Below are 18687 nucleotides of genomic sequence, written 5' to 3'. Positions count from 1 at the left end.
CCGGCGACGATCTTCCAAGGCTTCACCAAACGCGTGAAGAAACCCCCGGTCGGCGACTTGGCGGTGACTTCCTTTCCGCTCTTACCGTCGCTGCCAGCAGCTGTATCGGAGAGATCCTCGACGGCCTGTATTGCGGGCACGCGATCCGTAAGCGAGACTTCGGGCAGGAAGCGATATCCGCGGCCGTAGACACTCTCGATGAAGCTCGAATTGCGCGCCGTGTCGCCCAGAGCCCTGCGCAATTCCTTCACGACACTGGTAAGCGCGGATTCCGATACGGCTGCGCCGTCCCAGACCTTATCGAGAAGTGCTTCCTTGGTCGTCAGAAGGCCGCGACCGGCTGAAAGCTCCTGCAACACACGAAAGGCTTTGTGACCGATATGGACAGGACCGGTCGGGCCGATCAACCGCTCGTCCGCAGGATCGAGGACATAGTCCCCGAACGCCACAGCCTGCTTCGTTTCTTCGGTTGCCATCGTGATTGACCCTTCACCGGTCGTAACAGCGCCCGACCTGCATCGCTATGTATACTCATGGGCAATGCCGAAACCAGCGAAACCCGCAGAATTGCGCGACCGATTATGGAAACATTCTGGGATCGCGAATTTCCAGCGTTCGCTCAAGATGTCCTGCGCCTTGCTGGCTAACCAGTGGGAACGTCAGCGGCGCTGAAGACCGAAATCGGACCTTTCCCATCGGTGACAGCGCCGCGCCTGACGCATGAATTCCGGCAGAGGACTACGATCATGAACCACCTTCTAAAGACGTTTCGCTCCGTATCCACCACCGCCCTGGCGCTCGGGCTCGCCTCGACGGCGCTCTCTCCAGGATGGGCGCAGTCGACGCGTCAGCCCCAAGAAGCGCCAGCCAGCCAGTCCGCGCGAAGCGCTGCCTGGGGCATTGTCGGCCAAGAGATCGAGGCCGATGCCAGCATTCGGTTCGGAGTCCTTGCCAATGGTATGCGCTATGCCCTGACGCGAAATGCCAACCCTTCAGGCGAAGCGGCAATCCGCTTTACGGTGAATGTCGGCAACCGCGATGAAACCGACGCGGAAAATGGTGCAGCCCACTTTATCGAGCACATGGCCTTCAACGGCACGACCAATATTCCCGAAGGAAAACTGCTGCCGATGCTCGAACGGCTCGGCCTAGCCTTCGGGGCGGATACCAATGCTGAAACATCGCTGGACTACACGACCTACAAGCTCGCCCTGCCGAATACCAATGGGGCGACTGTCGATACCGGCCTCATGGTCATCCGCGAAATGGCAGGCGAGATGACGATCGCGCCCGAAGCGGTGGAGCGCGAGCGCGGCATCCTTCTGAGCGAGGCACAGGTGCGCAACAACCCGCAGCGCCGCCGGTCTGCGAGCTATTTTGAGGCTGCGCTTCCGGGGTCGCGGATCGGCGAAAGGATCAGCGCCGATGTCGAACGCATCCGTGCCATATCCGCGCAGGAGCTGCGCGCCTTCTACGAAGGATATTATCGCCCCGAACGCTCCACTCTGGCGGTGGTCGGTGACTTCGATGTCGAGGCCATGGAGAAAAAGATCCGCGCACTCTTCGGCGATTGGAAAGGGAAGGGCCAAGCTCGCGAAACCTATACCGGTCCGGTGCCCGATGACACGCAGCCGACGATTGCGAATTTCGTAGATCCGGCGATCCCCGAGGTTATCGAACTGAAACGCCTGAGCGCTTGGGAGCCCGCGCAAAACACCGTAGCGGACACGCGCGCGCAATTCCTGCGCCTGATTGCATCGATTGCGCTCTCCAATCGGATCAGCGCCCTATCCCGGTCGGCAGATGCGCCAACCCTCGGCGGGCAGGCAGCGGAGCAATCCCTGTTCCGCACCGCCCGGTCTTTCGGCCTCACGGTCGTCGCCAAGGATGGCCAATGGCGCGATACGCTTGCGCTGGCAGAGCAGGAATTGCGTCGGGCCGATCGATATGGTTTCACCGCAAGCGAAATCGCCGAGGCCAAATCGAATATCGAAACCGCTCTGGCCAATGCTGCGGCGCAGGCTTCCGGCCGCACAAATGCCGCGATCGCGGAATCACTCGTCAGGGACAGCCTGGCCAACAGCATTCCGACGTCGCCTGAGACGAACCTTGCGCTCTACAACGCGATCGCGCCGACCTTGACGCCGCAAGCCGTCAGCTCCGCTTTCAGTGAAGCATGGGCCGGCGGACCCAGCGTGATCCACATCTCCACCAAGTTACCGATTGAAGGCGGTCCGGCGACGATCGCGACGGCGCTGAGCGAAAGTTCGAAAATCGCGGTTGCTGCGCCGGTCGAACCCGCAGCGGTCGAATTCGCCTATTCCGATTGGGGAGCGCCCGGCAAGGTGGTTGCGGACGACCGGATCGACGATCTCGGCATTCGCACAATCCGCTTCGAAAACGGTCTCCAGCTCAACCTCAAACGGACCGAATTCGAACCGAACAAGATCGACTTTGCCATGCGCGTCGGGAGCGGCCTGTCTGCTTTCCCCTCCGACAAGCCTGGTCTGAAGGAGATGTTGTCCATCGCGATGCAGGTCGATGGACTGGAATCACACGATCCCGACGAATTGCGGCGCGTGCTTGCCGGCCGGGCCGTGTCGTTGGGCCTCACCCCCTCCAATGACGCGCTCGTCGCGTCCGGCGAGACCACGCCCGACGATCTAAAGCTGCAACTCGACCTGCTGGCCGCTCGCCTGACGGCGACCGCGTTTCGCGCCGAAACGCAGGCACAATGGGCAGGCGTAGCGCCGGTGCTTGTCGAGAATATCACTTCCTCGCCCGTGCAGGTATTCGTCAACGCAATGAACGCGGTCCTGAGCGGAGGTGACACTCGGCTTGGCATGCCCGACGCATCGCGTCTCGCAGATATCGCTCTCGGCGATCTGCAAGCCGCTGTGGCATCGCAGCTAAGCGACGGGCCGGTGTCGCTCGGGCTGGTGGGCGATTTCGATGAGGATGCGGCGATTGAAGCGGTGGCGAGAACGCTCGGCACGCTGCCTGCGCGCGAGGTGCGTTCGGAACAGACGGCCGACATGAGGCCGCTTACATTTGTTGCGGACCGATCGCCGAAGATCCTGACGCATAAAGGTGCAGCCGATCAGGGCGCACTTGCCGTGAGTTGGCAAACCGATGACGCGGCGGACTTGCACGATGACATCGCGCGCGACCTCCTCGCTGCGACGATGGGTTTGCGGCTGACGGAAACGCTTCGCGAGGAACAGGGTGCGACCTATTCGCCCGAAGCGTTCAGCTACGCGCAGCGCACATTCGACGGTTTCGGTCATCTTACCGCTTTTGCTACCGTACCGATGCAGTCGATGGACGATACCGCCAGGGTTATCCGGTCGATTGCCAGCGAACTGAGCAGTGCGGTCGTGTCGGACGACCTTCTCGAACGCGCGCGCAGCCCGATCCGTGAGCGCTATGAGCGGGCTTCCACGCAAAATTCCGATTGGCTAGGGCTGGTTGCCATGGCCCAGAGCGATGGGGAGGTGTTGGATCGCAGGCGCAATCGCCTGGTCGTATTGAAATCGATCACTCCGGCAGACATCCGGTCCGCAGCGCAGAAGTATCTTGCGGACAATCCCGGCGTCGAGATCCGGGTCATCCCGGGAACCGGTGCAAAGTAGAGATCAAGGATGCAGTCCAGGCGGGGGCGCTGACGAGGTATTCGCCCCCCGCCGAGGCTGTTTGGAATACGCATCGGTGAGTTGAAGAAAAAAGGATGTAATTGGCGGACCAGCCGCCCGACTGCCTCCACCGCTCCGCCTGCCTCGGCGACCAACGGTCACGAGGCAGGCGGAGTCCGGACGGCTTCATCAAAAGCATCTCCGCCCTCAGCGACGATCAACTGCCTGGTATAGAACCAGCCAATGCCGATGAGACATATGCCCAGCGCAAAGAAGGAGGCGATACGCGCCAGTCCTTCAAGCCCGGCGGCATCGAGGAAGAACACTTTCGACACCGCGCCGAGCATCAAAACGAGCGAGCCGATGCGCCAGCTGCGCTGCTTGGCCCAGGCGCCCCAGCCGAGAAACCCCAGCGCGATCGCGATGGCGAGGATTGAGCGTAGCAGGTCCTCCTGCGGTACCACCGGAGGGTTGATCAGGACCGTCCCGGCGAAGACATGGCGCAATTCGGACAGAGCCAAGAGGGCGATCAGCACCATCGCCGTCCCGTCGAATATCGGTCGCAAATTCAGCTGATTTCCAACAAGTTGGCCGCGCAGCCATAGGGTCAATCCGATGGCGATGCCGTAGGACGGGAGCAGCAGGTTCGCGAGGGGCCAATCGCCCACGGCCTGCTCGGTCCAAAGCGGATTGTGAAGGAGGAGTGTGAAGATCGCAAAATGCGCCACGGCCGCTACAGCGAAGCCGCGCGCCAACGTGACTTGCTGAGCAAACAAGTGGGGCGCGACCGCGAAACCGATCGCGACCAGCGCAAGGAGAGCCTGCCAGGCAGTGCGTTCGGCCAATCCCAGCTCGGCAAAGCGAGTGAGATCGCCGATCGCAAATACCTGCTTGAAAGCGGTGTGCACCACCATTGCAACAAGCGCGAAAGCAATCGCAAAGCCTGTCTTGCGATAGGTCGCGAACACCTTGCCGCTGAGCAGCATCCCTCCAGCCAGCGCGATGACAAGCGGCGCAACGTAGCGGAGCGTATCGGGCAGCGGGGGCAAGTCGGCCAGCAAGAAGGGATCGCCCAAAAGTGCTTCGACACCCGCCACGCTCCACATCAGCAGCGGCTCGGCGGCCCAGCACGCGCCAATGAACAGGAGCGTGGTGAGCAGGGTGCCGAAATGCCCCATGCGCCAGGCAAAGCCGAGCACGGCGGCGGCAATAGCAAGTGCCATCCATTCTCCAGAGAATAGCATCGCCATCGCGCCATAACCCAGCAAAGCGGAGAAGAACTGTGCGACACGCCGCGGGTGCTTGTCTGTCTCCACGTTCAGCAGCAGACCGAAAGGAAGCAGGGCGGCGAGCCAACGCAGGGACGAGAACCAAACGGGCGCGACGTCACCGGCACCGAGGAATGAGCTTATTTCTTCATAGGGACTGGTCACTGCGAGCAATGTCAGTCCCGACAGCGCAACGGCCCATTGCAGAATGCGTGCGACAGGCTCTGCAGACCGTTCGCGCAATAGAAGGAAGGCAGGAACGGCGAGCACCGCAGTGACCAGGGGCGCACCGGTTTGGAGCACGGCCAGCAATCCACCGAGCATGGACAGCACGAACGCGGAGGCGAGCACGCCAGCCGGTCCTTGTGCGATATGCTCGTCGCGCGGAGGCCAGGCGTTCCACGCGGCCAGCGCAGGCAGGAGCGCCAGCGCCGCTGCCGCCAGGGCCAGCAGGCCGTCCTGGTCGTAAACCACCTCGACATCGAATTGGATGCAGGAAGCGACGATCAGCGCGATCGGGAAAAGGGCAAGCTGCCCCCAATCGACAGGCCGGGCTTTACCCTGCCAGACGTGCAACAGGGGAATTGCGGCGAAGAGCAGCACCGTCGCGGCGGCAATGGCGGCGAACCATGTGTGTGCCGGGTCAGGCCAGCCAGCCAGCAGGCAGGCGCTAAGCGCGGCTGCCATGGCTCCTGCTTCGCGCAGGCGTTCCTGCTTCATGCCGAGTATCGCGATGGCAGCACCCAGCAGGAGATAACAGCCCCAAGCCAGGAGGCTGTATCCCGATTGGTCCACCAGCGCGGCAATCTGCAAAGTGGCGAGACCCGCGGCCCCAATGCGACCGATCTGTCCAAACAGCCCCACGCCCATCATCGACGGGAGTAATGCGCCGATCACCACCAGGTATCCACCAACGGCCAGCACCGAGGAATTGTCGTGCGGCCCGGAGACGAGCATGAGCGCGCCCCAGCCGAGGCCGAATGCCAGTGCGGCAAGACCAAGCCAGGGGCGGCTCTGGCGCTGCCCGGTGACCGTCAAGCCGCCAGTGACCAGCGCGAGGTAGGTCGCCAGCAGCGGCAGGTCGGGATCCGTGCTGCCGGCAAGAGCAGGTGCGGCGAAGCCGCCAACCAAACCAAGCACGGCGCTTGGGAGGCCGAAGCGGAAGGAGAGCAGCACGGCGATCGCGGTCACACCCGCGAGGCCGGCAAAGGCCAGCGCCGGGCCGATCAGTCCATAATACGTGCCGGCAAGATAGAAACTGGCGTAGAGCGTAGCGAGGCCGGCCCCAGCCAGCGCCTGGCGCACGCGCTCGTCGCCGATTTTGCTTTCGAAGCGATAGGCCAGTTCGGCCGCAGCGAGCAGCGCCGAGCCGAAAACGAAGCCCAGGCCGACCCGCACGTATTCATTGAGCAGGCCCATCTCGATCGACCAGCGCACGAGGAAGAATCCCGCAATGGCAAGCGCGATCCCACCGCCCCAGATCGGCAGCAGCCGACCGAATATTTCCTCGAAGTCCAAGGTGGTGCGCCACCGATGGCCTCCCTCTTCGAAGGGTTCTTCAAAGTGTTCATCCGCTGGTTCGGCCTGAACCGGCTCGGGTGCCGGGCCAGATTTCGGCAGGGGGGACGCAAGAGGCGAAAGCGGTGGAGCAGCCTCCTCCGCTTCGAATGGCGCACGGCGCGATTCCGGCCGTTCTTCGCCCGCTGCCCGCCATTCGGGGGCATCAGCATTTGATAGGCCTTCGAGTTCGATGACCCGGCGTTCGAGTGTGACCATGCGGTTCCACAGCCAGGCCACCGCGCCGGCAATCGTCAGAAGCAGCAGGAACTCCATCGCACCATCCTCTCGACCTTGGTCCGAAGGTGGGTATCCGACAAATGAACACTGTTCAATTAAAAAATTAGACAGCGTTCAATTACGTGTTAGGAGGGTGCCGATGGGACGCCGTTCGGATCATACGCGTGATGAGCTGCGCGCATTGCTGATTGCGCACGGGTCTGCACTTATGGCCGAGCAGGGGCTGGCAAAGTTCTCGGGTCGCGAAGCCGCCAAGCGCGCCGGATATTCGGTCGGCACGATCTACAACGTCTTCGGCTCGCTCGACCAATTGATCGCAGCGATCAACTCGCACACCTTCTCGCTTTGGGCAGAGCATTTGCGCGCTCGCCTCGAAGGGGCGCCTGACGACCGGATCAAGGCGCTGGTCGAAGGCTATTTCGATTTCGCCCTGGCCCATCCGAACCTGTGGTCGGCGATCTACGATCACCGGCTGGCCGACGAGCTGACCGAGCACGACCAAGAACAGCGGGCAGTGCTGACGGCTATCGTGGAGAACGAAGTGCGCGCTGCTTTGCCAGATCCCGACATGCCTGGCGCCGATCGCTTCGCCCGCTCGCTGATCGCCACGGTGCATGGCCATTGCAGCTACGTCGTCAGCGGAACTTTCGAACTCCTCGACGAGCCCGACCCGGTCGGCAACGCGCTCGCCAGGGTGCGCGAGTGTATCGCGGCGCAACGCGGCTAAAATAGCTACTGATCTGCCATGCGGGCGAGGCGATGTCCGGAATCGCCCCGACATCGGTCGTTCCGACCTTCGCTAACCGAACTTGAAAGCGGTCGAAACCGCGATCCTCCGGCATTTCCGATTTCGGGACTGCCCGAGCAGATCCTGAGTGACCGCCTCGCGGTGGGAAACTGCCATTTCTTGATCAGTAAATTGCGTCGCTTTCAATGACCGTTTAGCAGCGCTCGATGAGCAACTCTGGACAATTTGAGCCACTCCCGGAAGCCCGGTTCAAAATAGAATTCGTCGACGGCATGGAGGCGATTACCTTCCATGCATCCCGCAACTGGTTCTCAATCCTGTTCATTGGCGTCTGGTTGACGATTTGGACCATTGGAGGTTTCGCAGCATTTAGTCAGCTCGTCTTCGGGGAAGCTCGGCTTTTCCTTGCTATTTGGCTCGTCGGTTGGGCTATCGGTTGGTTGTTTGCCGCTTCGTGGCTGGGTTGGCAGCTCGGCGGGAAGCTTCGGGTCTCGGTGCAAGAGCAAGCAATGATCTACCGTTGGGCCATGCCTTTTGTATCAAAAACCAAGCACTATGATGGACAGCAAGTGAAAAACCTCCGAACGGGCCGATCCATGTGGCCTTGGGGAGGTGGTTTCATAAATGTGAGCTATCCTCCTTTCTTTCCAATGACGTTTGGCAGCGTTCAATTCGACTACGGCGGCCGGACCCTGCACTTGATGCCGGGCTTAGACGAGGCGGAAGGTCGGCAGATCGTCGAGTGGCTCAGTAAAAGGCTGCCACGAAGCACGGTTACATCCGGTCAGTACTAAGTCCGCGATGCAGTCGATTGCAGATGGGCTGCTTACATCGCTGACTTACCGCAGACCGGACAGTCCGTGATCGGTCCAGCTCTTGTCGATAAGCGCGTGCGTTATCGTTCGGTTCGGCCCAAATGCCGATTTGATCGGTCATTATCCGATCGTAACCGACCCGCATCGCGTCCTTGAACACGGGCTTCATTTGCTCGGGACGGATTGCGACCCCCAACGCCGCCATACGCCATGCTAAATCCCCCGCCTGAACCTCCAGACGAGACCATAATATCAAGTGCGATACGGTAGTTGGCGAGGCGAAGTGAGAACGAAATAGAAACAGCTATTCCAGCTATCGTAGGCTTTCGCCGCTAATGATCGGTTCCACCACGAAGGCGAAGAATAGTAGTCGTCATCGAACGCGCCCCCTGTGGGAACAGCGATGGGAACAGGTTTGGGGACAACCCTACCCGACCGCTGAGCGGACCGCCTGTTTTCAATGACTTAGATGCAAATGGTCGGGGAGACAGGATTCGAACCTGCGACCCTCTGCTCCCAAAGCAGATGCGCTACCAGGCTGCGCTACTCCCCGACCGGGGCCGCCGAAAGTGCCGGGCGGGGCGGCGTCATGGTCCTGCATGCATCCGGTGGGCCCGGCAGGATTCGAACCCGCGACCTAGCCGTTATGAGCGGCCAGCTCTAACCGCTGAGCTACAGGCCCGTCCCGATGCATCGGCGACAGGCCGCCTAGCCCGGCGGCCCTCGCAGCACAAGCGTCCGATTGCTCATGCCGGACATGCCTAGACCTCTACGCTCGCCTTGATCTCCTCGACCGTGGTCGGCGCAACGCCGCGCTGTTCGAGATAGGCGTATACGCTGCGAAGCCAGTCGTACAATTCGTCAAGGTCGTCTTCGTTTCGGACATATGGCGTCATGCCCGGCATGAGGGAAGGGCTGTGGAAGCTGAGCACCAGCACCGGCAGCCCGTCGTCGATTGCCATGTCGATGCCGCGCAGCGCGGCCTCTTTCGGTACGCCTTCCGGCGTCAGCGCAATGCGTTCCAGCAGGCCAGCGCGCGCCATGATACCGTTGGCCTTGGGCAATTTTGCCAGCCGCGGGAAAAGCCAGCGGCCCTGATGGCGCAGCATCCCCCAGAAGACCGTCGTCAGCGGCAATTCCAGCAATTGGCGCTCCTCATCCACCCAATAGGGCTCCAGAGGATGTTGCGAATAATCGGGACCGTTGCTGGGGCTGTAATCGTAGAGTGAGCGCACCGAGCTATCGATCGCGACCCGCCGATCCTTCAGCATCTGCGCCGATTGCGCTCCAAGACCGTAGCGGCCAGCGCGATAGATTTGCGGCGTGCAGGCGAAACATTCCACGATCCGCTCCTGCAAGCGCAGGAATTTCTCGCGCTCGAGCGCGTGGGGAAGGTTGCCCGCATAGCTGTTGTAAGCGTTCACCTTCTCTTCGAACGGAGGATTGACCCACGGATGGAGCTGGATGCCGATTTCCGCCTTGCCGCGCCTGACGTAATCGCCCAGCATTTCCTGCGCCCGAGCAGAGGTGGCGATCGGCCAGTCGATCAGATAGGTCGGCACGACACCGATATTTTCGGCGAATTGCTGAAATTGCGCGATGGATTTCAGATGTTTGAGGCCGTGATCGCTGGTGCTGAATTCGCCGTCCCAGTCGAATTCTTCCTCGGTATCCACCGTTAGGAGCGAACGCTGTCCGAAACCGGGCGCGAACCGCGCTGTTTGTCGAGGCGCCGGTACGCTGCGCAGCGAAGGTGAAGCAGTCGTGGCCATGCCCGTTTCGCCCCCCGACGAAATGCTGTCGCGTGTGCTCGGCACGCCGCGAAACCCTGAGAAATCCGTTGCAAAATTCAAACCGTGGATCCCCATATCATCTCGCCGTCGGCTTGCGAAGATCGCCGCCGAGCGCATCGTGCGCATCGAAGGAAGGACGGTCGGCATCGCCAGCCATTAAGGTCGGCAAGGACAGGACGATGTCATCCTCCTCGCGGAAAAGGTCGCCTCCGAGTGCGCGGGCTTCCGCACGCGCGAGCCTGAGCGCGAAACCGGCACCGAATATACCTGAGCTCAGCGCGCCCATGGCCGGGCGTGTATCGGTGGAAAAGACGTCCTTCGCAGCGGAGAGCGTGTTGGGAAGCGCGCACCGTAATCGCATGGAATGATCTTCTCCGACCAAACGGATCATGACGGTTTCGCCAGCACCGGTTGCGGAGGCGATCGTCGCGAGGATGCGCCAGGAAAGCAGTTCCGCTTCATTGGGAGCGATTCCCACTATCGCGCGCTGGAGAGCCCATTCCGTCGCGAGCCGGGCAACGCGCGGAGACAGGACGGTTTGCAATTGCTGGCTCTGACGGCGCAGGATCGCTGCGATATCGCTTTGGCCGGAATCCATCTCGCTGATTCCGCCTTCCAGCTTCGCGAGCCGGTCCAACTCGTCGAAACCGGCCAGCATGCGCGCGCTGTCGCCGGCGATCGCGGCGGCCAAAGCGCGATATTCGTGCGGCGTGGGGCCGAATATCTGTTGCTGGATGACTTCGGCAAAGCCCTGGATGGCGTTAACCGGCGTGCGCAATTCGTGCAGCAATTGCCGGATCCGGTCGGCTTGGGCTGCGGCCCGGTCCTGCGCCGTATTCTCGGTCGGGCGGCGGAACCGTCCGAGATAGCCGTAAAAGCGCCCCCCACTGCGCGTGAACCTCGGAGAGGCATCGACCAGCCACTCACCCGCCACGCGCTCCGCTCCGGCAAGAACCAACGTAGCTTCGCGCACAGGTCTGCGATCGAAGAAAGCGGAGGCGAAGCCGCTGTCCGAGGCGCCCTGCAAGGCGTGCGGCGCGATGAGATCCGTACCCACCACCATCGGGGCGACGGGCGCATCGGCCCAGTCGATACGCCCATCGACATCGGTGCTGAAGGCGAAATTGACGAGCGGCGGACGGCTGGTCGCGCCGAAGCCTCCGCCGATGCGCGTGCTCGATCCGTGTTCGAGAGGAAGCGCTGGATCGGAAGGTCGGAGGGATGGGGGCGCCTTCTGCCTCGGCGTCGTGACGGCCTCGGTGTGGTCGCGTGCTTTCTGGAAGGCTTCGATGCGCCGCCTGATATCGCCGATTCCGGAAGAGGAGGCGGGATCGCTCGAAGAATCTTCGATCCGCTCGGCGAGGATTGCATCGGCCGGGATAGCAGCATCGGACTGTTCGTCTGGCACCTCGAGGGCAGGGAGGGCCTTCTCAGGCTCGGGCAGGCCGCGATCGCTCACTCCGAGGCGATCCAGAACCGCGAGAGCACCAGCGGGAAGATCGTCGCGATGCCTCAGGAACCCGCGGGCGCGGATCGGAAGCTCGGGAATGAGGCTCGCCCATTCCCGCTCGCTGAGAGCGGAGCGGGCAAGCGCGGTGGAGGCTATCCCAGGCTCGGCCTGCGCGAACCATTTGACGAGCTCTGGATTGCGGATGCGCTTGCCGCTTTCCGCCACGATTCTGGCCCGCTCGGCGACGGGGATAAGCTCGGCCAGCGCGTTCAGCCGCAAAAAGGCCGCGCTCACGATGCTGGTATCCGCTGTGCCGTTCCCGTTCGGACTGCCTTGCGCGCTGCCTAGCAGATCGAGCAATTGCCGATACTGCGTGCGCGCGGCTCGCTCGCCTGTGGCGCGATGGCGCAGCACTGTGGCAAGGCGATCGTCGAAAAGCATCGAAACTCCGGAAAATGGGACGGGGCGGCAGCATGAGCGCCAGACCGGTCGACCCTGCCATCCGCGTCCCTCATATAGCGTGAACGAACAGACTTACCGAAAAGTTGCGCCTGCGTTGCAAAGCGGGTCGATTGCTGCCAAGCATAATATTATTAGCCTTGCGCGCATTTCAACGCAGGTTACATTCCAATTTTTGGCACATTGTCCTGTAGGTGCCGTACTGCTTGGGGGCAGGAACGACATGGCAAATCTTGATGCGATCGATCGCAAATTGCTTACCGAACTGCAGCGCGAAGGGCGCGTGACGAATGTTGAACTCGCCCACCGTGTGGGGCTGACCGCGCCTCCCTGTCTGCGCCGCGTGCGCGCTCTGGAGGAAGAGGGCGTGATCCGAGGCTATCATGCGGAGCTCGACCCGGCGTCTTTGGGGTTCTCGATTACGGTTTTCGCGATGGTCAGCCTGAAGAGCCAGGCCGAAAGCGCCTTGCGCGAATTCGAAGCGGCGATGAACGATCTGCCCGAAGTGCGCGAAGTGCACATGCTCAATGGCGAGATCGATTTTATCCTCAAGATCGTCAGCCGCGATCTGCAGAGCTTTCAGGAATTCCTGACGAGCAAGCTGACGCCTGCACCCAATGTTGCGAGTGTCAAGACCTCGCTCACCATCCGCAACAGCAAGAACGAGCCGGGCGTTCCGCTCGAATGAGCGCCGGCGGCCCGCCGTAAGCGAATTGCCAGTTTGCGGACAGCGGTCATCGCGCGAGCGATCCACCCACCTTACCAAATAATCAAAGCTGCTCTCGCTGCCGTAGGAGCGTGGCGTTCGACGCTTCGCCGGGCGCAAACTGGTGCGCCATTGCCGCCATATTTTTGTCAGCTGTTGCGGACTTCCCGATCCAGATATGACCTGAAGCGAATTCCCGATTACAAATTTTACCCATTTTTATGAAAGACTCGATTAACTCGGATCGAGGTAGGATCGAACAGGTCGATCTTCAGGCGCTTAGATAAAATGGGAGGTCAAACTTGCTGCACTCGATTCCTCCTTCCAGCGTCAAAGTCGGCATGTATGTAACGAAATTTGGTGGGACCTGGCTCGATCACCCGTTCTGGTTTTCGCGGTTCGTCGTCAAACCCAAGGACGTGATGCGGATCAATGAGGCCAGTATCCCCTATGTCGTGATCGACGACGAGCGGGGCGTCAGGCCCGAATCACCCGCTGTCGAAGAGCAGACCGGACCTGTCGCGGATTCAGCCACCGCCTCCGAAAATCCGGAAGCCGTAAAAGTTCGCCCCAAACCATCATCCGGTTTTCAGATCGCGAAACCGGTCCGGCGCGGTCCGGTCTTCGAACCGGCGCGGCGCGAGAATGATCGCGAGCGGGCCCGCAATATCGTGGACGGATCGCTCGCGACGATGAAGCGTACGCTCAGCGATGTTCGGCTGGGTCGCGCGGTGCGGCTGGTAGAGGTCACGGAGCTTGTCGACGGGATCGTCGGCATGGTCGAACGGAGCCCGCGAACTCTTCTCGAGATCCTTCGTCTCAAGAAGAAGGACGAATACACCTATCTCCACTCCGTCGCGGTCTGTTCGCTGATGGTGAACGTCGCGCGCCATCTGGGCAGGAGCGAGGCCGAGGTGCGCGATTACGGCATGGCTGGCCTGCTTCACGACATCGGTAAGATGGGTGTCGACGAAGAAATCCTGAACAAGCCCGGCAGCCTCAGCGAAGCTGAATACGAACGGGTACGCCAGCACCCCAAATACGGCCATGAACTGCTGCTGAAGACCGCCAATATTCCCGAATTGGCGCTCGACGTCTGTCTGCACCATCACGAACGCGTCGACGGCAAGGGCTATCCTCACAAGCTTTCCGGCGACGATCTGAGCGAGGCGGCGCGGCTTGGAGCGATCTGTGACGTCTATGACGCCCTCACATCCGATCGTACCTATAAAAGCGCATGGACCCCGGTCGAAACCGTGACGGCGATGTGGCGTTGGCACGGCCAGTTCGATCGTGATCTGCTCTTCGCCTTCATGCAGGCGATGGGCATTTTCCCGACCGGGATTCTGGTCGAATTGCGCAGCCGGCAATTGGGCGTCGTGCTGGAGAACGGCAAGCGCAATTCGCGTCCTCGCATCCTGATATTCCATGCCCTGGGCCGGGCGAAGCGGGTTCCTCCTGTGGAGATAGAGCTGGACGACGATTTCGCGAACGACGCCATCGTCGCAATCGCGGACCCCGAAAAGTTCGGCCTGACAATCGAGGAATGCCGCCCGGACGCCATCTGGAACGAATGGGGCGGGTTGGACGTGAAACAGGCCTCCGGCTAGGAGCCGCCACCGCGTTTTTGCGCGACCAGGCGCTCGACCGCTGCGACAGAGGCAGCGATCGCCTCGTCCCGATCCAGCGCGCTCGTGTCGAGCGTGATTGCATCATCCGCCGCGACCAAAGGCGCAACGGCGCGGTTGCGGTCCCGCTCGTCACGCCTTCTCAAATCGTCGGCGATCTCCAGCAAGGTCACCTTTACGCCGCGTTCGCGCATTTCGAGGAAGCGACGCTGCGCGCGTGCTTCCACGCTGGCGATGACGAAGAGCTTTGCATCCGCTTCCGGCGCGATCACCGTACCAATATCGCGGCCGTCCAGTACGGCGCCTTTTGCCTGCGTGGCGAAACTGCGCTGGCGTTCGAACAGCGCCTTGCGCACGTTGGGATGGATCGAGACGCGGCTGGCAAGGCCGCCTGTCTCTTCGTCGCGCAGGCTCGGATCGCCGAGCAACGCATCGGGAAAGTTGCAGGCCGCCAGCGCATCGCCCGCATCGTCGGGATCGCCGCCGTCGAGGAAGACCTGCCGACCGACCGCGCGGTAAAGAAGGCCGGTATCGAGATGCGGCAGATCGAAATGCGCGGAAAGCGCCTTTGCGATCGTGCCTTTGCCGGAAGCGGTGGGTCCGTCGACGGCGATGATCATGATCTGCTCCTGCGTTCGCGTACGGCCTTGGCCAGACCCCACAAGGCGATCGCGGCCCAGAACCCTTCCAGCACAAGGCTGGGCCAATTGGTGTGGACCAGCAGCGACACCGTCAGAAGCGCCGCACCGATCAGATTGGTGCCGTGAAGGACGAAGGGATTCGGGTCGTCCTTCCATGTCAGATAGGCATAGGCCGCGATGATGCAGGCCATGCCGACGAAGCCGACGAGAGTGGCAAGGTCCAATGCCTCGCTCATCGGGTCGCCGCGTCGAGCAGAGCGGTGAAGTTCGGGAAGCTCGTCGCAATCGGATCGATGCTGTCGACCGCCACGCCGTCGCGGCTGGCCAGCCCTGCGACCGCCATGCTCATTGCTATGCGATGGTCGAGATGCGTAGCGACAGGGCCGCCCCCAGCCAGAGCTACGCCGCCGCTGCCGTGAACGGTCAGGCCGTCATCGTTTTCCTCGACCGTCGCGCCTGCGGCGCCAAGCGCGGCGGCCATGGCGGAAAGGCGATCGCTTTCCTTCACGCGCAATTCCTCAAGACCCGACGTGACGGTTGTGCCTTCGGCCAATGCAGCGGCGACGAACAGCACCGGAAATTCGTCGATCATGCTCGGTGCGATCGCCGGATCGACCGCGACGCCGGTCAGTTTCGCATGCCGCACCCGCAGGTCGGCAACCGGCTCGCCGCCGACCTCGCGCCGGTCGAGATAGTCGATGTTCGCGCCCATCTGTTCGAGCACGCGATAGATCCCGTCGCGCGTGGGATTGAGGCCGACATTCTCGATCACGAGATCGCTTTCCGGCACCAGGCTGGCCGCGACCGCGAAGAATGCGGCGGAGGAAGGGTCGCCCGGCACCATGACATCGCAAGGGTTGAGATCGCAGGGGCCGGTGATCGCGATCCTGCGCTCGCCCGCGCTCTCCTCCACCTCCACGTCAACGCCGAAACCCCGCAACATGCGTTCGGTATGGTCGCGAGTCGGGATCGGTTCGATGACGGTTGTCGTGCCCGGCGTATTGAGCGCGGCGAGCAGAATGGCGCTCTTGACCTGGGCGCTCGCCACTGGAAGCCGGTATTCGATCGGAACGGCGGGATGGGCGCCCTCTACGATCATCGGGAGCCGCCCGTCGGCGGATTGGAAGCTGGCACCCATCTGCGTGAGCGGGTCGGTGACCCGGCCCATCGGACGCTTCGACAGGCTGGCATCGCCGATCATGCTGGCGCGAAATCCGTGGCTTGCGAGCAGCCCCATCAAAAGGCGCGCGGACGTACCGCTATTGCCCATGTCGAGCGGCATACCGGGTTCGAGCAGGCCCCCGACGCCGACACCATCGACGATCCAGGCGCCGCCGTCCTGCACGATCGTAGCCCCCATCATACGAAGGGCAGCGGCGGTGGCGAGAACGTCCTCGCCCTCAAGCAGGCCCTCGATCCGGCTGCGCCCGACCGCCAGCGCCGAAAACATGAGCGAGCGGTGACTGATCGATTTGTCACCCGGCACGCGGATGCGGCCCTTCAGGGGGCCGGCGGGCAAGAAGCGATGGGCGGTCACGATAGAGTCCGGTGAGGCTGGAAAGAGGGGAGGCCCGGCGCTTTGACAGTGGTGGGCCGTTCTGGCAAGGCGCGCGCGCTGTTGATTCCTGCCTTGTCGAACGCAACGCAGGTTCCCATCAAGACAGAACGATTTCATCGCCTGCGGCAGCGTGCCGGGGCGCCAAGCCAAGGATTACACATGGTCAAACCGGAATGGGGCACCAAGCGGACCTGCCCGAAATGCGGCACTCGCTTCTACGATCTGAACAAGGACGATCCCGTAACCTGCATCGAATGCGGTGAGGAGTGGACGCCGGAACCCGTGCTCAAGTCCAAGCAGCCGATTCCCTTCGAGGAAGAGAAGAAGGACAAGGACGGCGAAGCCGACAGCGATCTGGCCGATGACGATCTGGACGATATCGACGACGACGAGGATTCGCCCGACAACGAGGTCGATCTTGGCGGAGACGACGATCTCGGCGTGTCCAAGGGCAAGGGCGACGACGACGAGGAAGAAAGCTGAGTCAGACCGAGTTTTTTGACTTGCAACGGACGCGCCCTGATTATAGAGGGCGCGTCCTGTCCACCGGGGATACTCGGTGGGCGACGAATGGCGCGGGGCCTTAGCTCAGCTGGGAGAGCGCTACAATGGCATTGTAGAGGTCAGCGGTTCGATCCCGCTAGGCTCCACCATTCGAAGGTTTCCGGGTTGTAACAGCCCACAGTACAAAGCCGAATTCGCTCGAATTCGCAACGCTGGCCGACGAGTTCTCGTCCGCCGGCGTTTTTCGCGTTTGATCCGGCGCCTTCTGCGCACAAGGAGTTGAAAGACCATGTTCGACACTCTGTCCGACCGTCTCGGCTCCGTCTTCGATCGCTTGAAGGGCCGCGGTGCGCTGTCCGAACAGGACGTGCGCGACGCGATGCGCGAAGTGCGGATCGCTCTGCTCGAAGCGGACGTGGCTTTGCCCGTCGTGCGCCGCTTCATCGATGCTGTCACCGAACGCGCCATCGGTCAGGACGTATTGCGTTCCGTCACACCTGGACAGCAGGTCATCAAGATCGTCGACGACGAACTGACCGCCATGCTCGGCGGGGGCGAAGACGCCGATGCCGATGCGGGCAAATTGAAGCTCGAGGCAAAGCCGCCGGTCGTTATCATGATGGTCGGCCTGCAAGGCTCGGGTAAGACGACGACCACCGCCAAGCTCGGCCGCCTTATCCGCGAAAAGCATGGCAAGAAGGCGCTGATGGCCTCGCTCGACGTCAATCGTCCGGCGGCGCAGGAACAGCTTCAGGTGCTGGGCACCCAGGTCGATGTCGCGACCCTGCCGATCATTCAGGGCCAGCAGCCGGTCGATATCGCGCGCCGCGCGCTCGAAAGTGCGAAGCTTCAGAACGCCGACGTTCTCCTGCTCGATACGGCGGGCCGCCTGCATGTCGACGAGGCGCTGATGGCCGAGATGAAGGCTGTCGCCTCGGTCTCGACGCCCACCGAAGTGCTGCTCGTCGTCGACAGCCTGACCGGTCAGGACGCGGTCAACGTCGCCAAGAGCTTCACCGACGAAGTGCCGCTGACCGGCGTCGTCCTCACCCGGATGGACGGCGATGCGCGCGGCGGCGCGGCGCTCTCCATGCGCTTCGTCACCGGCAAACCGATCAAGTTCGCGGGTACGGGCGAGAAACTGGACGCGATCGAGGCCTTCGACCCCAAGCGCGTCGCGGGCCGCATTCTCGGCATGGGCGATGTGGTCAGCCTCGTCGAAAAGGCCGCGGCCAGCGTCAAGCAGGAAGACGCCGAAGCGCTCGCCAAGAAGATGGCGAAGGGCCAGTTCGACCTCGACGATCTGCGCATGCAGTTGAAGCAGATGCAGAATATGGGCGGGCTGGGCATGCTGGCAGGCATGATGCCGGGCATGAAGAAGGCCAAGGCCGCGATGGCGCAGAGCGGGATGGACGACAAGGTGCTCGTCCACATGGATGCCATCATCGGCTCCATGACCGCCAAGGAAAGAAAACGGCCCGAACTGATGAACGCCAAGCGCAAGAAGCGCGTGGCGGCAGGTTCGGGCACGCAGGTGCAGGACGTCAACAAGGTGCTGAAGATGCATCAGGAGATGGGCCGCGCCATGAAGCAGATCAAAAAGATGGGCGGATTGAAAGGCCTCGGCGCGCTGTTCGGCGGCGGTGGCGGGGGAATGGGTGGCGGAATGCCCGGCCTTCCCGGCGCCG

The 18687-nt window shown here is 62.2% G+C and carries 13 protein-coding genes, 3 tRNA genes and 1 pseudogene; 8 read left to right on the top strand and 9 right to left on the bottom strand.

The annotated features are described in order from the left end of the window. Positions 1-179: 179 nt before the first annotated feature. Positions 180-476: pseudogene (locus A3736_RS18220) on the bottom strand (transcriptional regulator); the annotation flags it as partial. A 270-nt stretch (positions 477-746) separates the two neighbouring features. Between A3736_RS18220 and A3736_RS01710 the strand changes: the two are divergent. Further along, positions 747-3632, top strand: a complete 2886-nt coding sequence (locus A3736_RS01710; protein WP_156501925.1) for a pitrilysin family protein — start codon at positions 747-749, stop codon at positions 3630-3632. Positions 3633-3790: 158 nt separating this feature from the next. Here A3736_RS01710 and A3736_RS01705 read toward each other — a convergent pair whose 3' ends face one another. Continuing rightward, complete coding sequence (locus A3736_RS01705; protein WP_067678405.1) at positions 3791-6733, bottom strand: DUF2339 domain-containing protein; 2943 nt, start codon at positions 6731-6733, stop codon at positions 3791-3793. A gap of 103 nt (positions 6734-6836) precedes the next feature. Here A3736_RS01705 and A3736_RS01700 point away from each other — a divergent pair, with 103 nt between their 5' ends. Both A3736_RS01700 and A3736_RS01695 read left to right on the top strand, forming a co-directional pair. Then, positions 6837-7424, top strand: coding sequence for a TetR/AcrR family transcriptional regulator (locus A3736_RS01700; protein WP_067678403.1), 588 nt, complete (start codon positions 6837-6839; stop codon positions 7422-7424). Positions 7425-7651: 227 nt separating this feature from the next. Continuing rightward, positions 7652-8239, top strand: coding sequence for a hypothetical protein (locus A3736_RS01695; protein WP_067678400.1), 588 nt, complete (start codon positions 7652-7654; stop codon positions 8237-8239). A 497-nt stretch (positions 8240-8736) separates the two neighbouring features. Here the strand turns inward: A3736_RS01695 and A3736_RS01690 are convergent. The 4 genes from A3736_RS01690 to A3736_RS01675 form a co-directional block, all read right to left on the bottom strand. Next, positions 8737-8813: transfer RNA gene (locus A3736_RS01690), tRNA-Pro, on the bottom strand. 56 nt (positions 8814-8869) lie between these two features. After that, a tRNA-Ile gene (locus A3736_RS01685) sits at positions 8870-8942 on the bottom strand. Positions 8943-9021: 79 nt separating this feature from the next. Then, positions 9022-10032 carry a polysaccharide deacetylase family protein gene (locus A3736_RS01680; RefSeq protein ID WP_067678432.1) on the bottom strand — a complete coding sequence of 337 codons (1011 nt, stop codon included), beginning with the start codon at positions 10030-10032 and terminating at the stop codon, positions 9022-9024. Between the two features lie 97 nt (positions 10033-10129). Next, a complete protein-coding gene (locus A3736_RS01675) occupies positions 10130-11944 on the bottom strand; it encodes a histidine kinase dimerization/phospho-acceptor domain-containing protein (protein ID WP_067678397.1) in 1815 nt (604 codons plus the stop codon). A 241-nt stretch (positions 11945-12185) separates the two neighbouring features. On the opposite strand from A3736_RS01675, the gene A3736_RS01670 reads away from it, so the two are divergent. Continuing rightward, positions 12186-12650, top strand: coding sequence for an Lrp/AsnC family transcriptional regulator (locus A3736_RS01670; protein WP_067678394.1), 465 nt, complete (start codon positions 12186-12188; stop codon positions 12648-12650). Positions 12651-12970: 320 nt separating this feature from the next. Beyond that, positions 12971-14278, top strand: coding sequence for an HD-GYP domain-containing protein (locus A3736_RS01665; RefSeq protein WP_067678391.1), 1308 nt, complete (start codon positions 12971-12973; stop codon positions 14276-14278). Here the strand turns inward: A3736_RS01665 and A3736_RS01660 are convergent. From A3736_RS01660 to aroA, 3 genes are read right to left on the bottom strand one after another with little or no spacing between them, the layout of a single operon-like run. Further along, entirely contained in the window at positions 14275-14916 is a 642-nt protein-coding gene (locus A3736_RS01660; protein ID WP_067678388.1) for a d(CMP) kinase, read from the bottom strand. The two genes, A3736_RS01665 and A3736_RS01660, sit on opposite strands and share 4 nt — an antisense overlap. Continuing rightward, positions 14913-15173 (bottom strand): permease, encoded by a 261-nt coding sequence (locus A3736_RS01655; protein WP_067678385.1) that lies wholly within the window; start codon positions 15171-15173, stop codon positions 14913-14915. The genes A3736_RS01660 and A3736_RS01655 overlap by 4 nt, the downstream gene beginning before the upstream one ends. Beyond that, on the bottom strand, positions 15170-16474 hold the full coding sequence (gene aroA, locus A3736_RS01650) for a 3-phosphoshikimate 1-carboxyvinyltransferase (protein ID WP_067678382.1): 1305 nt from the start codon (positions 16472-16474) through the stop codon (positions 15170-15172). The genes A3736_RS01655 and aroA overlap by 4 nt, the downstream gene beginning before the upstream one ends. 180 nt (positions 16475-16654) lie before the next feature. Here aroA and A3736_RS01645 point away from each other — a divergent pair, with 180 nt between their 5' ends. The 3 genes from A3736_RS01645 to ffh all read left to right on the top strand — a co-directional run. Beyond that, entirely contained in the window at positions 16655-16978 is a 324-nt protein-coding gene (locus A3736_RS01645) for a TIGR02300 family protein (RefSeq protein ID WP_067678430.1), read from the top strand. A 94-nt stretch (positions 16979-17072) separates the two neighbouring features. Beyond that, positions 17073-17148, top strand: a tRNA-Ala gene (locus A3736_RS01640). 140 nt (positions 17149-17288) lie between these two features. Beyond that, the coding region (gene ffh / locus A3736_RS01635) for a signal recognition particle protein (protein ID WP_067678379.1) at positions 17289-18687 on the top strand (1399 nt) is incomplete at its 3' end.

Origin of the sequence: Erythrobacter sp. HI0063 (assembly GCF_001635685.1) — a bacterium.
Lineage (GTDB): Bacteria > Pseudomonadota > Alphaproteobacteria > Sphingomonadales > Sphingomonadaceae > Qipengyuania.
The sequence above is the reverse complement of the archived record's forward strand: the minus strand, read 5'-3'. Positions and strand labels throughout refer to the sequence as shown.

What these genes read in the sequence shown, in the direction of transcription:
- A3736_RS01675 (WP_067678397.1), bottom strand. Translation starts at nt 11,944, where the DNA reads ATGCTTTTCGACGATCGCCTTGCCACAGTGCTGCGCCATCGCGCCACA.
- A3736_RS01695 (WP_067678400.1), top strand. Translation starts at nt 7,652, where the DNA reads ATGAGCAACTCTGGACAATTTGAGCCACTCCCGGAAGCCCGGTTCAAA.
- A3736_RS01655 (WP_067678385.1), bottom strand. Translation starts at nt 15,173, where the DNA reads ATGAGCGAGGCATTGGACCTTGCCACTCTCGTCGGCTTCGTCGGCATG.
- A3736_RS01680 (WP_067678432.1), bottom strand. Translation starts at nt 10,032, where the DNA reads ATGGCCACGACTGCTTCACCTTCGCTGCGCAGCGTACCGGCGCCTCGA.
- A3736_RS01705 (WP_067678405.1), bottom strand. Translation starts at nt 6,733, where the DNA reads ATGGAGTTCCTGCTGCTTCTGACGATTGCCGGCGCGGTGGCCTGGCTG.
- A3736_RS01645 (WP_067678430.1), top strand. Translation starts at nt 16,655, where the DNA reads ATGGTCAAACCGGAATGGGGCACCAAGCGGACCTGCCCGAAATGCGGC.
- A3736_RS01670 (WP_067678394.1), top strand. Translation starts at nt 12,186, where the DNA reads ATGGCAAATCTTGATGCGATCGATCGCAAATTGCTTACCGAACTGCAG.
- A3736_RS01710 (WP_156501925.1), top strand. Translation starts at nt 747, where the DNA reads ATGAACCACCTTCTAAAGACGTTTCGCTCCGTATCCACCACCGCCCTG.
- A3736_RS01660 (WP_067678388.1), bottom strand. Translation starts at nt 14,916, where the DNA reads ATGATCATCGCCGTCGACGGACCCACCGCTTCCGGCAAAGGCACGATC.
- A3736_RS01700 (WP_067678403.1), top strand. Translation starts at nt 6,837, where the DNA reads ATGGGACGCCGTTCGGATCATACGCGTGATGAGCTGCGCGCATTGCTG.